The 15,404-nt window shown below is 41.7% G+C and carries 14 protein-coding genes; 10 read left to right on the forward strand and 4 right to left on the reverse strand.

What is annotated here, in order from left to right; genetic code table 11:
• Positions 1–15 precede the first annotated feature (15 nt).
• On the reverse strand, positions 16–1,284 hold the full coding sequence (locus tag ELQ35_RS02975) for a BaiN/RdsA family NAD(P)/FAD-dependent oxidoreductase (RefSeq protein ID WP_126863352.1): 1,269 nt from the start codon (positions 1,282–1,284) through the stop codon (positions 16–18).
• Positions 1,285–1,467: 183 nt separating this feature from the next.
• Here ELQ35_RS02975 and ELQ35_RS02980 point away from each other — a divergent pair, with 183 nt between their 5' ends.
• Positions 1,468–3,438 carry a methyl-accepting chemotaxis protein gene (locus ELQ35_RS02980; protein WP_126863353.1) on the forward strand — a complete coding sequence of 657 codons (1,971 nt, stop codon included), beginning with the start codon at positions 1,468–1,470 and terminating at the stop codon, positions 3,436–3,438.
• Positions 3,439–3,489: 51 nt separating this feature from the next.
• On the opposite strand, the gene ELQ35_RS02985 is transcribed toward ELQ35_RS02980, so the two are convergent.
• A complete protein-coding gene (locus tag ELQ35_RS02985; protein WP_126863354.1) occupies positions 3,490–3,693 on the reverse strand; it encodes an aspartyl-phosphate phosphatase Spo0E family protein in 204 nt (67 codons plus the stop codon).
• 281 nt (positions 3,694–3,974) lie between these two features.
• Between ELQ35_RS02985 and ELQ35_RS02990 the strand changes: the two genes are divergently transcribed.
• Both ELQ35_RS02990 and ELQ35_RS02995 read left to right on the forward strand, forming a co-directional pair.
• A complete protein-coding gene (locus ELQ35_RS02990; protein ID WP_126863355.1) occupies positions 3,975–5,606 on the forward strand; it encodes a putative polysaccharide biosynthesis protein in 1,632 nt (543 codons plus the stop codon).
• Positions 5,607–5,683: 77 nt separating this feature from the next.
• Complete coding sequence (locus ELQ35_RS02995; protein ID WP_126863356.1) at positions 5,684–6,412, forward strand: pseudouridine synthase; 729 nt, start codon at positions 5,684–5,686, stop codon at positions 6,410–6,412.
• Positions 6,413–6,487: 75 nt separating this feature from the next.
• Here ELQ35_RS02995 and ELQ35_RS03000 read toward each other — a convergent pair whose 3' ends face one another.
• A complete protein-coding gene (locus ELQ35_RS03000; protein WP_126863357.1) occupies positions 6,488–6,709 on the reverse strand; it encodes a DeoR family transcriptional regulator in 222 nt (73 codons plus the stop codon).
• Between the two features lie 892 nt (positions 6,710–7,601).
• Between ELQ35_RS03000 and ELQ35_RS03005 the strand changes: the two genes are divergently transcribed.
• Both ELQ35_RS03005 and ELQ35_RS03010 read left to right on the forward strand, forming a co-directional pair.
• The gene (locus ELQ35_RS03005; protein ID WP_126863358.1) at positions 7,602–8,312 is read left to right on the forward strand and encodes an ABC transporter ATP-binding protein; all 711 of its coding nucleotides are present in this window, start codon (positions 7,602–7,604) and stop codon (positions 8,310–8,312) included.
• On the forward strand, positions 8,309–8,926 hold the full coding sequence (locus ELQ35_RS03010; protein ID WP_126863359.1) for an ABC transporter permease: 618 nt from the start codon (positions 8,309–8,311) through the stop codon (positions 8,924–8,926). Before ELQ35_RS03005 ends, ELQ35_RS03010 begins: the two co-directional genes overlap by 4 nt.
• Before the next feature lie 355 nt (positions 8,927–9,281).
• Here the strand turns inward: ELQ35_RS03010 and ELQ35_RS03015 are convergent, their stop codons facing one another.
• Positions 9,282–9,800 (reverse strand): MerR family transcriptional regulator, encoded by a 519-nt coding sequence (locus ELQ35_RS03015; RefSeq protein WP_126863360.1) that lies wholly within the window; start codon positions 9,798–9,800, stop codon positions 9,282–9,284.
• 486 nt (positions 9,801–10,286) lie between these two features.
• Here ELQ35_RS03015 and pepV point away from each other — a divergent pair, with 486 nt between their 5' ends.
• The 5 genes from pepV (at position 10,287) to ELQ35_RS03040 (ending at position 15,370) form a co-directional block, all read left to right on the forward strand.
• Complete coding sequence (gene pepV / locus ELQ35_RS03020; RefSeq protein ID WP_126863361.1) at positions 10,287–11,702, forward strand: dipeptidase PepV; 1,416 nt, start codon at positions 10,287–10,289, stop codon at positions 11,700–11,702.
• A gap of 24 nt (positions 11,703–11,726) precedes the next feature.
• A complete protein-coding gene (dat, locus tag ELQ35_RS03025; RefSeq protein ID WP_126863362.1) occupies positions 11,727–12,596 on the forward strand; it encodes a D-amino-acid transaminase in 870 nt (289 codons plus the stop codon).
• Between the two features lie 113 nt (positions 12,597–12,709).
• The gene (thpR, locus tag ELQ35_RS03030) at positions 12,710–13,276 is read left to right on the forward strand and encodes an RNA 2',3'-cyclic phosphodiesterase (protein WP_126863363.1); all 567 of its coding nucleotides are present in this window, start codon (positions 12,710–12,712) and stop codon (positions 13,274–13,276) included.
• 140 nt (positions 13,277–13,416) lie between these two features.
• Positions 13,417–14,409, forward strand: coding sequence for an NERD domain-containing protein (locus tag ELQ35_RS03035; RefSeq protein ID WP_126863364.1), 993 nt, complete (start codon positions 13,417–13,419; stop codon positions 14,407–14,409).
• Positions 14,375–15,370 (forward strand): diacylglycerol/lipid kinase family protein, encoded by a 996-nt coding sequence (locus tag ELQ35_RS03040; protein WP_185861641.1) that lies wholly within the window; start codon positions 14,375–14,377, stop codon positions 15,368–15,370. Before ELQ35_RS03035 ends, ELQ35_RS03040 begins: the two co-directional genes overlap by 35 nt.
• Positions 15,371–15,404: the final 34 nt, after the last annotated feature.

Here is a 15,404-nt window from a genome sequence, read left to right on the forward strand (position 1 = left end):
ATATACGCTAATTTTTTATTTCTTACTGGTATAAGTAGCAGCATTTAAGCCGGCCAGCCGGCCAGTTACAAGAGCAGACGTAATATTATAACCTCCTGTATAGCCGTGGATATCGAGGATTTCGCCGCAAAAATATAAACCGTTCATGAATTTGGAGCCCATTTCCCTTGGATGGATTTCCTTGATCGAAACGCCTCCTCCGGTTACGAACGCTTTCTCAAGCGGTTGGGTTCCATTGACGGTGAATTGGAAGTCCTTGCAAAGCTCTGCAAATCTGCGGAATTTATCGTGGGAGACAGCGCCCCCTTGTTCCTGGAGATCAATGCCGCTTTTTTCAAGAAGAAAATGAAGAAAACGTTCGGGTAGCAGTCCTTTGAAAATATTTTTTACCGCTTTCTTTGGTTCAGCTTTAACTTCTCTTATAACTTGCTGAAAAAGTTCTTCCTTATTTTGATCAGGCAGGGCATCGAGTTTCATTGACACATGGGAAAGTCCCCACTTTTTCATCGCTTTCACAACGAATTGGCTGCATCGTAACACTGCAGGCCCTGAAATCCCAAAATGGGTGAAAATCATGTCCATTTTGTGAGTGATTAACGGCTTTCCTTTTGGACTCAGTACACTTAAGGAAGCATCCCTAAGTGAAAGCCCCTGTAATGTTTTTTGCTTGATGAATGGTTCATCGCTTAATAACGGGACTTCGGTAGGGAACAGGTCAGTAATAGTGTGACCCGCTTTTTTTGCCCAAGCATAGCCGTCACCGGTGGACCCCGTATGCGGCACAGATTTGCCGCCGACTGCCACTACAACCGCTTTGGTCTCGAAATATTGGCCATCCTTCAGCCGTACTGCTGCCGTTTCTCCGTTTTCGTATATCACTTCTGCAACAGGGGAGTTTGTAAAAACGGTAACTTTTAGATCCTTCATACGGTCAATCAACGCATCAACCACGCTTTGCGCTTTATTGTTTACAGGAAACATCCGGCCATGATCTTCTTCTTTCAAAGCAACGCCAAGTTTTTCAAAAAATGAAATGATATCCTCATTATTGAATTCCGAAAAGGCACTGTATAAAAAACGCCCATTTCCGGGAATGTGTGTAATGATTTCATCAATGGAGAGCCGGTTCGTTACATTACACCGCCCGCCTCCTGATATGGCGAGCTTTCTGCCGAGCTTTTCACCTTTATCTATTAGAAGTACCCTTGCTCCTTTTTCTCCTGCAGCGATCGCTGCCATCAATCCCGATGGACCGCCGCCGACTACAATTACATCATACTTCACCTACATCACCGCTTTTATGTCTTATTTTCAGTATCCTCATTATATAGCAATTGCCCATAAAGAAAAAATGCAGACCTAAAACATTATAATCGTAAAGTAAAAATCTCCCCTGAATCTATACTAAAGTTCTATAATAGCTTACCGATATTAATAGTAATAAAAAAAAGTTTGGGAGATTCTGATATGATGCTTACTTTTTTCAAATCCTCGATAAGAACCAAGTTAATCATTTCCTTTACCGTAATTTTGCTTATTCCGAGTCTGACAATTGGTTGGACCTCTTACACCACTTCAAAAGAAAAAGTTGCGGAACAAATGACGTTGTCTGCCAGTGAGACGGTAAAGCTTTTAAGTTCAAATCTTGATCGATTCATTGAACCTGAGATGCAAAATATTGATTATCTTGCAGAGAAAATTACAGGAAGTACATATAACAAACAAGATATTCTGCGTACTGATACTTTAAATCCTTTCGTCTCGAAGCATCCCGAGATTTCGACCATGTTCGTCGGGTCAACCGGTGGAGTGTTTATCAATTCTCCCCAATCAAAAATGCCTAATGGCTATGATCCAAGAGAAAGGCCCTGGTATACGGCAGCCATGAGGGACAAAGGTAAGGTGATTATTACAAGCCCATATGTATCAAAAACTACCGGGGATTTTGTTGTAGGAATTGCAAAGGTCATAAAAGATGGTTCAGGAGTATTGGGGTGCGAAGTTAAACTAGAAACATTATCTGAGATTACCAAACAAGTCAGTATCGGAAAAGAAGGATACCCATTTATCTTGGATAAAGAAAGCAAAGCAATTGTTCATCCTACCATAAAACCTTCCGAAGAAGTAAAGACGGACTGGTCAGGGAAAATGTTCGAGGCTGGATCAGGAAAATTTGATTACAATGACGGCGATGAACCTAAAAAGTTGGTATTTCAGACTAACGAGATAACAGGGTGGAAACTGGGCGGAACCATGTTCGCCAATGAAGTGGAAAAAGAAGCAGAGCCCATTTTTAATAAAACAATTCTCGTACTTGGGATTGCTCTGTTCCTTGGTGGATTATTAGTCTACTTCATTACGATCTCTATCACCCGCCCTCTCAAACGGTTAGTCTATATTTCTGAAAAAACAGGACAAGGTGATTTAACTGAAAAAGTTGACATTCATTCAAAGGATGAATTAGGCCAACTGGGAGCCAGTTTCAGTAAAATGTCTGAATCGTTGCGTTCCCTATTGTTAGAGGTAAGGCAATCGGCCGACCAACTGTCCGATTCCTCAGCGGAACTTAGAGAAAGTGCAGACCAGACTGGACAAGCATCAGAGCAAATTGCCTCCACGATTCTAAATATGGCGGAAGGTACGGATAAGCAGGTGGAAAACGCGAATAAAGGGTCAGAATTAGTTAATGAGCTTTCTGACGGAATTCAACAGGTAGCTGTTAGTGCGCAGAATGTTTCCGTTTCAGCTCAACATACATTAACAAGGGCTTCCGGGGGAGAGCGGACGATCCAGGAATCTGTCAAGCAAATGAACTCTATTAGTCACTCTGTAAACGCTTCAGCAACTTCAGTAAAAGAGTTAGGGAAATATTCGGGCGAAATTGGTAAGATTGTAGAAGTGATTACTGCAATTGCAGCACAGACCAATTTACTGGCTTTAAACGCGGCGATTGAGGCAGCGAGAGCTGGGGAGAATGGTAAGGGGTTCGCAATCGTAGCTGATGAAGTCCGCAAACTGGCAGAACAATCAGCTGATTCAGCAAAGCAAATTGGTGTTTTGGTTGCTTCTATTCAGAAAGAGACAGGCAATGCTATCCAGTCAATGGAAATAACCACAAAAGAAGTAACAGAAGGCATCGGTGTTGTTCATACAGCCGGGGAATCTTTTCATGAGATTCAGCATTCCATTAGTGGAGTGGCAGAGCAAGTTGAGCAGGTTTCCGCTGCGGTTCAACAAATGGCGGCCGGAACAGAACAGGTCGTGGGCTCTATTGAAACGATAGCGAATATCGCTAAAGAGGCAGCCTTCGGAACTCAGAACGTGTCTGCGGCGACAGAGGAACAATTAGCATCCATGGAGGAAATTGGTGCTTCGGCATCCTCCTTATCTCATATGGCTGAAGAACTGCAGGCTCTAATCAGCCGATTTAAAATATAAAAAAATATTGCCACATCCTCAGAAGATGTGGCAATGCTAATATTAGCTACACTATAAAGGTATGGTTAAATCGTTTGCTGCGCCTGCCATCACTTTTTGATTTTTTAAACCATAAAGCATATTAAGAAGGCGATCAAGCTGCTGGCTTGCATCAATAACTTGGGAAGAAGACCTTCCGTGGCTTCTTTCCAAAAGCAGCATTTCTTCTCGTTTTTGTTCAATTTGGCAACATAATATTTCGTATAAGTCCCACATGGTATTTTCTCCTTGTCTATATAATGTTCGTCTTCATCGTTAGATCAAATTTCCTATATCTTCTATATCGGTCAAATTTCCCATTTGTTGCATCGATTCCTCGTTTTTTATGTGAAAATTTTACTGTTTACTCAGCTTGCCTAATTGTCAGCTGCAAAAATCCAGTAATATTTTCTTGTTTGGATGAGGGAGTTTTGCTACACTTCTTGAGGATACCATACGGAATTATGGTAAGATAAAAAGCGTGTAAACGTAACTGAATATAGGCAGGAAGGGATTGTATGTCATCTAAGCTTCTCAGAGGGACCTTTATCTTGACCCTTGGAATGGTCTTGTCTAAAGTTCTCGGTTTATTATATGTAATACCTTTTGATGAAATGGTAGGACCAAAAGGGGCCTATCTTTATCAATTTGCTTATGTTCCATATACATTGTTTATCAGCCTTGCAACTGGAGGCTTGCCATTAGCTGTTTCCAAATTTGTATCGAAATATAATGCTTTGGGTGAATATGCAGTTGGGCAAAAACTGTTTAAATCTGGTTTAAAGATTATGCTTGCAAGCGGCTTTCTTGCTTTCTTATTATTATATATTAGTGCTCCTGCAATTGCCGGCGTTGTTCCGGTAACCAAAGAGCAGAGTGTTTCAACTGATGATATTACCACTGTGATCAGGGCAGTCAGCTTTGCCTTGATCCTTGTACCTTTTATGAGCCTGATCCGCGGCTACTTCCAGGGCCATCAGTCCATGGGGCCAACCGCTGTGTCGCAGGTAGTGGAACAATTAGTGCGGATTATCGTTTTGTTAGGCGGGATCTTTGTCGTATTGAAAGTCATGGATGGAAGCTTAGTGACCGCGATCAGTGTGGCGACATTCGCAGCAACAGTCGGGGCTGTCGGCGGTCTGGCAGTGCTGTTACTCTACTGGAAAAGGCGGAAGCCTTATTTAGACCAATTGCTGCTCGAGGATAGAGGTACGCTTGATTATTCATTAAAGGATATTTACAAAGAAATCCTAATCTCCTCGATCCCCTTCATTTTTGTCGGAATAGCGATGCCGTTATTTCAGGTTGTTGATACGTTAACCTTTACTCGGGCAATGGTATCGATAGGATTGGATGCTGTTTCAGAAAATGCACTGGGACTTTTAAATGTACAAGTCCAAAAGCTTGTCATTATCCCAATGACACTCGCAACAGCGTTTTCCATGAGCATTGTCCCGTCAATAACAAAAGCATTTGTGGAAGATAAAATGGAAAACTTTAGCGCTCAGTTAAACCAGGCTTTTCAGATCCTCTTGTTTTTAACGATTCCTGCTGTTGCAGGCATGTCATTGCTGGCGAAACCGGTTTATTCTGCTTTTTATGGTTATGATCCATCAGGAGTAGATTCATTAGGGATAAGCATTCTGCAAACCTATGCACCCACAGCGATCTTTTTTACATTATTCTCGGTGACGGCAGCAGTCCTGCAGGGGATCAACCAGCAAAAATTCACAGTACTCAGTCTTTTGGTAGGGATTTTAATTAAGCTGAGCTTAAATATCCCGCTGATTAAAATGTTTGAAACAGAAGGTTCAATCTATGCCACTACGCTTGGTTATTTAGCTGCCTGTTTGATCAACATGTATGTCATTACTTACTTTACCGGGTACCGGTACAAGCTTGTGATCAGAAGGACGCTGTTAATGTTTGTGTTTACGGTCATCATGATGATTGTCGTTTTTGGAGTCGAATCCGTGCTCACTCTTGGGTTGAATCCAGAAGCAAGGTTCCAGGCGGTTCTGATTACCGCTGTATGCGCGATTGCAGGCGCAGCCGTGTACTTTATCCTTTCACTCAAATCCCAACTTGCTCAAAAGTTATTTGGGAATCGGATTGAAAGACTTCAAAAAAAATTGAAATTAAAAGCGTAAAGGATATACTAGGGAAAGCGATAAAAAAGACCTTGCCTGTTTTTTAAGCAGCAAGGTTTTTTCTTCAGGAGGATGCTATGAGAATCGATAAGTTATTGGCCAATACAGGCTATGGAAGCAGAAAGGAAGTAAAAAAGCTGCTGAAGTCAGGCGCCGTAATCGTAAACGAAACGGTAATCAAGGATGCGAAGGAGCATGTTGATCCAGAACGGGATATGGTGACCGTAAATGGAACCCCGGTCGAATACCGGGAATTTATTTATTTGATGATGAACAAACCTCAGAGTGTCCTCTCGGCGACGGAAGATAGCCATCAGGAAACGGTGATTGATATCCTCGAGCCTGAGGACGCCGTTTTCGAACCGTTTCCTGTAGGGCGTCTGGATAAGGATACCGTAGGATTATTGCTGCTGACTAATGATGGACAGCTGTCCCATCAATTGCTGTCACCGAAAAAACACGTGCCAAAAACGTATTTCGCCGTGATTGATGGCGAAGTGGGTGATGAGGACATTATTGCTTTTGAAAATGGTGTAACACTGGATGACGGCTACGAGACAAAACCGGGTGTGCTAAAGATCCTTAAATCAGGAATTCGCTCTGACATTGAGCTTACGATTACAGAGGGGAAGTTTCATCAGGTAAAGCGGATGTTTGAAGCTGTAGGAAAGCGAGTCGTTTACTTAAAGCGGATCTCGATGGGAAGCCTTGAGCTTGATGAAGAATTGGAGCTTGGCCAGTACCGTGAATTAACGGATGAAGAAGTTAATGACCTGAAGTCAGGATATACGAAAGAAAAAAAATGAGGCAGGCCCTTTGGTCTGCCTCATTTCATTTAAAAAACAACGTATAAGGTGGTAGTATATTCATGTTTATCAGTTTTACGATGACATCTTTACTCTTTTGCTCGTGGTTGTCCAAATACCTCGGCTCGGGCTTTTTACTAATTCGTTATAAGCTAACACATTTAAATCGCGCTGTATCGTCCGAGGAGTGATGCCAAATTCTTCTACAAGCTCTTGAGTAGAAACCGTACCGTTATTGCTAATGAACATATAAACGGATTTAATACGGGTTAACATGCGATTTGTTGAAGGTTTCAAAAAATCACTCCTATTCATTTTTACATGATTTTAAAAACGAATTGAAAACAACCGATAAATAGGAAGCATCTCAGCAACCTATATGTACTTGCTATACCACCTCAGGACTCCTTTGAAACAAGTTGTAAAAAGTAAGCTGTCATCTGCTATTATTGTACTCCTTTAGCGCATAAAATTCTAGGATAAACAACCGAATTAACAAAACATTGAAATATTTACATGCTTGTTATATTTCCGGGAATTAAGCAGGAGGAAAAAGTTTATATAGTAAAGAAATGTCGGCTTCTTTATACTTTTCTTGTTCTTACTCTTATGTAAAAAACGAGAAATTATGCAGGGGGACGAAAAATTTCGTTCCAAGAAATCAAAATTAAACAGCAGCTCCCTAGCCGTCCAGGCAGCCAAGTTAATGGAAAGTTCATAATTAGATCCTTCCGATTACTTGGAATTTTGAAGATATCGAATCAATCAATATTTCACTTTTCAGATTTATGATCGATTATTGAAATTTAAGAGCTATCAGCCAAATTTATGATCGATGGCCAGTTTTCCTATAGATAAATGATGTGTGTGTAGGGAGAAGTTCATGCGTGGCTACCAAGATACTTTGCTGGATTTCCCCTTTTTAAGTTATATGAGCGATTAGAGAAATTTAAGAGCGATTATCAGAATTTAAGAGCCATTATCGAAATTTATGAGCGATGGCAGGCATTTAAGAGCTATCATTGGGAATTATATGCCAAACATCGTTTTAAACGGAGAAAGTTTTCTTCAAAATAGTCCCCTAAATAGAGCCTATTTCTGTATAAAGCAGGAATAGGTTTTTTTATAGAGAATTTTCTAATTGGAACTTTTTTTGGCTAGCGCGTCGTATATAAGATGGAGGTGTTTTATGGTGCTATTGGATGTTTCTATAAAACTAGCAGGTTATGAAGCCGAAAAGTCTGTGATTAGCGATATTGCATTTGAATTAAATCCAGGGGAGTTAATTGGTGTAATCGGACCGAATGGGGCCGGTAAAAGCACAACCATTAAAACGTTGCTGGGTTTAATTGAACATTGGAAGGGAAAGGTTTTCTTCCAGGATGGAGCAAGTTATACCTACATACCAGAACGACCGATTTTTTATGATGAACTAACGCTCCAGGAGCACATTGATTTCATTGCGGCAGTTGAAGAAGTGGATTCAGAGATTTTACAGGAAAGGTCATCCTATTATTTGAAAAACTTCCGGATGGATCAGCATATTCACGAATTGCCGGCTACCTATTCAAAGGGAATGCAGCAAAAGGCAATGCTTATATTGGCGTTAATCACAAGTCCTGATATCTATATCATTGATGAGCCTTTTATCGGGCTTGATCCTGACGCGATGAAACTGCTGTTAACGACAATTGAACGGGAGAAAGAACGGGGAGCGGGCATTTTGATGTCCACACATGTACTTGATACAGCCGAAAGAGTATGTGACCGCTTTTTGCTAATTATCGGAGGAGAGCTTAAAGCTGGTGGAACATTAGAAGAAATCAGAGTTTCTAGCGGAAGGCCGGAAGGGACACTCTATGACTGCTATCATGCAATCAATGGTTACATAAATGAATAGCTTTCACTTCAGCAGTCTGTTTTCGATTATGGAACTTCAGCCCAACCATACTGATTGTTGTTGCTGCATTTCTGATTGTAACATCAATATTTCTATATTTTCCGAGAACAATTAGAATGTCTCATATCGATGATGAATTAGAAATTGAGGGCCAGGAACGGGTCAAATATATCAATCTGATCTTTATGTTGTCCAAGGAAGTTGAAAAACCTAAAATTATCACAAGAAAGAAACCGCTGCTCTTCCGGAACTCGATGAAGATTTTCAAGAGGCGTACACCGGGAAATGGGTTTCTGGAATTGTTTATCAAGGTTTTCTTCCGTAATGGAAGCTTTATTTTCAGTTATTATCAACTGCTTTCTGTAACCCTATTGGCCGTTTTTCTGCTACCGTCGCTATGGTTGAAAGTTCCCGTATTTGCAGGGTTTATCATAATGATGTCGATCTGGCTGTCCAATATTTACGACAAAGTGCTGCTCACCCATCCTTTTACAAAAAAATATGAGGGTAGAGAAGCATATTTGAAAGCAAAACATCATGCTGTTATGATTTTCTTGATTCCTGCTGTGTTAACTGCAGGGGTAGCTTTGTTAATAGTATTATTTTTGTTTTAATTTTATTAATGTTTAGGAGAGTTGATCATGTTAACATTATTCCAATACAACTGGGATGTAAGAGAAGATTGGTTCGATTGGTGCAAAAGGATCCCGGCTGAAGAACTGCTGTGTAAAGGATGATGAGGAAGGCCTATGCAACAAATTTCCCCGCCTATGGAAGCTATACGGTGAGAACCCATTAGAATAGTAAAACCTTGCCTCGAGGTGTTTACATCAAAAAAAATATAGCTGATTCCCCTTAGCGTAGGAGGATTCAGCTTTTGTTTTCCTTTTATCTCCTTAAAATGGTTTTTATGTTAAATGGACATCTGGATTTTCTGGACAGTGGGATAAGGTAAAAAACATATCATCCTTAAAAACCAAACAGCATAGATAACAGTTTTTTCTTTTTTGTTTTTGGCATTGCTTTGGATTGGTCAAAAACCAATAAGTCTGCAGGACGGCTTTTCTTCTTTTCCTCCTGATTCTTTTCTAAAGCTTCTAAACGTGCATTCAACAATTTTACTTCCTGTTGCAATTCCTCAATTTCCCGCCGATGCTGCAAAATTTGATAAGAAGCGACGTCATCCGCTTTGGTATCCAATCTTTTTTCCAACTCGCTAACCTGTACTTCCAGCTTTTCGAGACCGGATTCGTTGATATGGTCCTTCACTGTTCCTTTGCGGACTTTTTCATTAGTAATTACGATATCCTGCAGGACCATTCCGCTGCATAGCTTCTCCTGTATTTGTTTTAATAGCTCAATATCTTCTTCTGAAAACAAATAGTGGCCAAGATCATTGCGCTCCATATCCAGCTGAAGTTCTTTTATCCAGCGTTTTATGGTGCTTGGCGAAACGTCCAATAATTTCGAAACAGTACTTGTATTCATTTTCCTCACCTCTTAAATTCACACATTCTCTTTTTCCTTTTTATTTCCTTTATAAATGACAAAACAAGTGGCCATTCGGCAAAGAAAGTGAATTTTACTGTTTTTTTCAGAAGAAATCGACTTTTTTTGAACTTGATGCAGAGGACAATGGGCCGGAAACCAAGCAAAGAACCGGAGCATTTTATGCGTCGGCATCACTTATGCTTCTCATGTGAGTGAGCGAAGAAGCAACCTTCGACATACAAGATGGCCGCTAAACACAGGTGGCAGATTTACTTTTCTGATGATAAAGCCTTTTTAGTCAGGCTTACATCATGCTGAAGGAGCTGATTCAAGTTGTATGCAGGATATAATCCCTCTTGATACATATAATTAAAGATCCGTTCATGGGTTTTAATGGCCGAGATAAATTTCTTCTAAGCATGAAATAAAGGGAAGTAGTGATAAAATAGAAATAGCTTATCTAAAGAATAGGAGTTGTCGTTCGTGACCGAAATCAATTGGCAAGAAGAAATAGAAAATCGGAAGGAATCTTTATTAAAGGATACACAGGCCCTTCTCCGGATTAAAAGTGTGCTTGATGAGGAGAACACAGCTGATAATGCTCCGCTAGGCATAGGGGTCAAGGCAGCGCTTGATTTCATGCTTCAATTGGGTGAAAAAGACGGCTTTACAGTGAAGAATGTCGATAACCTTGCCGGACATCTGGAAATGGGGCAGGGGGACGAGCTGTTGGGCATCCTTTGCCATGTCGATGTTGTTCCGGAGGGAGACGGCTGGAGTTCGGACCCTTATGCTGCCGAAATCAGGGATGGTAAGATATTTGCCCGCGGCGCGATTGATGATAAGGGGCCGACCATGGCAGCGTATTATGCGATGAAAACCGTCAAGGAGCTGGGGCTTCCATTACATAAGCGCATCCGTATGATCATCGGTACTGACGAGGAATCAGATTGGCGATGTGTGGAGCGTTACTTCGAAACAGAAGAAATGCCGGCTCTTGGATTTGCACCTGATGCGGATTTCCCGATCATCTATGCGGAAAAAGGAATCTGGGATTTTACGATCAAACAAATCGATGAAGCGGCCCACGCATCCGAGGCTGAGCTGGATGTAGTCGAGTTTTCATCAGGCAGAAGACCGAACATGGTACCGGATTATGCAATTGCCCGTGTCCATGCAAAGGCGAGACAGGTAGAAATCGCAGAGCAGTTCAAGCTGTTCAAGCAAAAGCATTCCCTGAATGGAAAAGCAACTCTGGAACAGGATCAAGTCATTCTTGAGCTTGAAGGAGCTTCGGCCCACGGGTCTCTGCCAGACAGCGGAATAAACGCGGGTTTATATTTGTCTGCGTTTTTATCTGGGCTCGATGTTTCGGAACAAGCAAAACATTACTTTACTTTCGTACATGATTCCTTATTCGGTGATTCCCGCGGCAGCAAGCTAGGCATTGCTTATGCGGATGATATTAGCAGCGATTTGACGCTCAATGCAGGAATTTTCAATTACTCTAACGAAAAAGGCGGAAGTGTCAGCTTCTCTATGCGGTACCCGGTTACATACAAATGGGAGGAAGGCAAGAAAGCTTTTGAGCATACGTTGAAAAAGCTAGGCTTCAATGTGTTGTCACACTCCAATTCTGAACCCCACCATGTGAAGAGGGATAGCTTTCTGATTCAAACACTTCAAAAGGTTTATGAAGAGGAAACAGGAACAAAGGCTGACTTGCTGGCGATTGGGGGCGGTACTTATGCAAGATCGCTCAAAGAAGGGGTGGCATTCGGGCCCTTATTCCCTGGCAACGAGGATATCGCTCACCAAAAAGATGAATATATTGTGATAGATGACATGTTGAAGACAGCTGCAATCTATGCCCGTGCCATCTATGAATTGGCAAAATAAATAAACCAGGGAGAGGGATTTGCTATGGAAAAAGTGATTTTAAACGGTAAGATTACTTTGAAAACAGACATAAAAGTTGATTTTGAAGACCGCGGCTATCAATTTGGCGATGGAATTTACGAAGTAATCCGGGTCTATAACGGGCAGCTGTTTACAAGTAAGGAACATTTAAACCGCCTAATGGCCAGTGCAAAAAGCATTTCGTTGGCCATCCCTTTCACGGCCGGAGAGATCGAAGGACATCTGCAACAGCTGATTCAGGAAAATCAACTGGAAAACGGGATGATCTATATGCAATTTACAAGAGGGGTGTCGCCACGGAATCATGCCTTCCCGGCACCTGCAATCGATTCTGTGTATGTAGCCTATACGAAACCAATCCTTCATTCTTCGGAAAATGCCACTGCAGGTGTTAAAACCATTTTAACAGAAGATATCCGCTGGCTTCGCTGTGACATAAAAAGCTTGAACCTGCTTGGGAATATCCTTGCGAAACAAAAGGCGGCAGATGCAGGCTGCTTCGAAGCTTTGCAGCACCGTGACGGGATAGTGACTGAAGGCAGCTCATCCAATGTTTCAATCGTCATCAATGGAAAAGTGAAAACACACCCGGCTACGAACCTGATTCTTAATGGAATTTCAAGACAGGTAATGCTCGGGCTTTGTAAGGATAATGGAATTCCTTTTTCGGAGCAAACCTATACCACGGAAGAACTCCTGCAAGCAGATGAAGTCTTCTTGTCCAGCACAACTGCGGAAATCCTTCCGGTTATTGAAATTGATGGCAAAGCTGTCGGGAACGGCACTCCCGGTCCATTTACAAGGAAGCTTCAGAAATTATTTCAGGATGAAGTAGCAAAACAATGCGGCTCGAAGCAACAGTTACATTTATAAATGAGATTAATGTCCCTGCAGAATCCATCAGCAGGGTTTTTTTCTGAAAAGAATAAAGATGGAAAGATATGTTTATGATAAAATGAATAAAGGAAAAAAAGGAAGGTATAAATATGAATTCGAATACTCACTTTTTCTTTGCCTTGACATTGCCCGATGAAACGAAAGAATATATTTATGAGATTACGGAGCAAATCAGGACGGAGTTCCCGTTCAAAAAATGGCTTCATAAAGAGGATTATCATATCACCCTTGCTTTTCTTGGAAACGCACCTGACGATCTGAAAAAGAAATCGATACAGCTTGTTGAGGAAGCCTTGTCAGAGGAAGGTTCTTTCCCGCTTACGCTTTTTCAGATTGGTACGTTTGGCAGCAAGGATTTCCCAAAAATCCTTTGGAGTGGTACAGCGGTTCAGGAACGGCTGTTTGAAATACAGAGAAATGTGTACAATGCTTGCCTGGAAGCTGGTTTCTCGTTGGATAAAAAACTGTTTAAGCCGCATATTACCATAGCGAGAAAATACATAGGCGAACGGCCTTTTTCGATTGAAGAACTTCAGGAGAAGGCAGGCCTCGCATCAAGAGGCCATTCCTTCACTGCATCAGCGGTGACGCTTTATCAAACGCATATCGGATCTTCTCCGTCATATGAAGCGATCTTTACAACACCGTTAAAGTAAATGGGTTATCGTCTTTTAGTAACGAAATCTGAATTTCAGCAACGGAAATTCAAATTTAACAACAAATCAAAAAGCCGGCTGAGTATCGACCGGGAGATAACTGTGCTGAATCTAGATAAAAGAGACGGGTAGTGATCACGATGGGACAGCTAATTAAATTGCAGGATTATATTTCGAGGTATGAACAGGATATATATCGTTATCCGATGCAGTTTGTTCGCCTGAAGAATCAGCAATGGGAGAAGTTGAAGGCGGCCTACCTTGCGGGGGAAATGGAACAGGAGTTTTCCCATAAGAAAGCCAAAAGTCCGGAAAAAGAATGGTTGACGGATGCCAACTCCGGCTTTGTCGAAAAGGTAAAAGGGGTTTTTAAACGCGGTGAAAAAAAGGATGAAAACTTTGCAGAAGAAAAACCTGTTTCTACAGAAGAGAAAAATCTGTTTTCCCTTCAAAATGGGTCGCTTGTAAATAGCGTTGATGAACTAAAACAAACCTTTTTGAATCAGTTGCTCCGCTTTCAGATGAAGTGGGCAAGCTCGACGATTCACGAGAAATCATACATTGATCAGTCATTCTTCCTGGATGAGAAGCTTCGATTCTTTCTGCAGCGTTTTCCCGATACCTTTCTATTATTATATAAACCTGTTTTTTTGTTAAAAAATGCTCCGGTCGAGGTTGATATCCTTTTGATCAGCCCAACAGATGCCTGGTGTATTACCTTTCTCGAAGCCGAAGAGGACGCGGCTTTTATCGGCTCCAATGAAAGATTCTGGCTGAAAAGACATCATTCGCGTGAAGATAAGAAGCTATTAAACCCCATGCTTGCCGTAGACAGGATGGAAAAAATAGCAGCACAGCTTTTCTCAATATATGACGTGAGCTTGCCGATAAAAAAGGTAATCCTTTCGAGGAACGGATATATCGATTACCCTCTCGCCCCTTATGGTGTGATGCTTCTCGACAAGCGCACGTTCCCCGAATGGTTCCAAAAAATGCGAAATCTGTCTGCACCTATAAAGCATCAGCAGTTAAAAGCGGCCCAGGCAATGCTTGATTATTGCCAAACGACTTCGAGCAGACGATTGGAGTGGGATGTGGATGAGGATGTTACAGAAGAAGGAAACAGGTTTTGATGCTGCCTTATTAAAGCGGGCAGGTATTGCGAAAGATTTATACTTTATTATCAATCCTGCTGCCCAGAATAATCGCAGCCTCAAGATTTGGAAGAAAGTCGAAACAAGGCTTCTCGCTGAAAACATTGCTTATCAAGCATTTCATACGCAAGATAAAGGCCATGCAAAACAAATTACAATTGATATTCTCTCGAAAACAGACAGGGAAACAACAATTATAGCAGTGGGAGGTGACGGGACACTGCATGAAGTCATTAATGGGGCAGCAGGCTATCCTCACGGCATTATTGCATGCATCCCGGCTGGTTCGGGGAATGATTATGTACGCGGAATCCAGCAGACAAACAGCCAAAAGGATGCACTCTCGCTGATTTTAAGCCAGTCCGAAAAGAGAATCAGCAAAGTCGATATTGGCTATTTGGAGACGCAAGAAACGAAGGGTTTTTTTATCAACAGTTTTGGAATCGGGATCGATGCCGAAATTACATACGATGTGAATCATTCCGCCTCGAAGAAATGGTTTAACTTTTTTAAGATAGGAAAACTGGTGTACATTTATTCTTTCCTGAAGAAGCTGTTTACCTACAGACGGACAGATATGACTGTGACGATTGATGGAAGAAAGCATATATTCAGGAAGGTTTGGTTCATCGTCGTCTCCAATCAATCCTATTTCGGCGGCGGGATCAAGATTTCCCCGCGTTCCGAGTATGAAGACGGCCGGTTCAATTTGATAGCTGTCCATGATATCCCGCATATCAAACTCTTATTTGTCTTTTTGACTGTCTTATGGGGCGGCCATCTGCGTCTCAAAAATGTGTCATCCTTTTTAGGAAGAGAAATGGAGATTACTTCTGACAAGCCGGTGAGGATCCAGGCTGACGGAGAGATTGTCGGTAATTCGAAAGTGTACGCTGCAATTGCACCTTATAAGATGAGGATCCTTTCGAAGGAGCCCTAGCAGATGAATCCGGAAATCAAGCACACCGGTGAGT

Source organism: Peribacillus cavernae, assembly GCF_003989135.1.
GTDB classification, from domain to species: domain Bacteria; phylum Bacillota; class Bacilli; order Bacillales; family DSM-1321; genus Peribacillus; species Peribacillus cavernae.

Excerpts from the sequence above, each read along its gene's own strand:
- ELQ35_RS02980 (WP_126863353.1), top strand. The coding sequence starts at position 1,468 with ATGATGCTTACTTTTTTCAAATCCTCGATAAGAACCAAGTTAATCATT.
- ELQ35_RS02985 (WP_126863354.1), bottom strand. The coding sequence starts at position 3,693 with ATGTGGGACTTATACGAAATATTATGTTGCCAAATTGAACAAAAACGA.
- ELQ35_RS02990 (WP_126863355.1), top strand. The coding sequence starts at position 3,975 with ATGTCATCTAAGCTTCTCAGAGGGACCTTTATCTTGACCCTTGGAATG.
- ELQ35_RS02995 (WP_126863356.1), top strand. The coding sequence starts at position 5,684 with ATGAGAATCGATAAGTTATTGGCCAATACAGGCTATGGAAGCAGAAAG.
- ELQ35_RS03005 (WP_126863358.1), top strand. The coding sequence starts at position 7,602 with ATGGTGCTATTGGATGTTTCTATAAAACTAGCAGGTTATGAAGCCGAA.
- ELQ35_RS03015 (WP_126863360.1), bottom strand. The coding sequence starts at position 9,800 with ATGAATACAAGTACTGTTTCGAAATTATTGGACGTTTCGCCAAGCACC.
- dat (WP_126863362.1), top strand. The coding sequence starts at position 11,727 with ATGGAAAAAGTGATTTTAAACGGTAAGATTACTTTGAAAACAGACATA.
- thpR (WP_126863363.1), top strand. The coding sequence starts at position 12,710 with ATGAATTCGAATACTCACTTTTTCTTTGCCTTGACATTGCCCGATGAA.
- ELQ35_RS03035 (WP_126863364.1), top strand. The coding sequence starts at position 13,417 with ATGGGACAGCTAATTAAATTGCAGGATTATATTTCGAGGTATGAACAG.
- ELQ35_RS03040 (WP_185861641.1), top strand. The coding sequence starts at position 14,375 with ATGAGGATGTTACAGAAGAAGGAAACAGGTTTTGATGCTGCCTTATTA.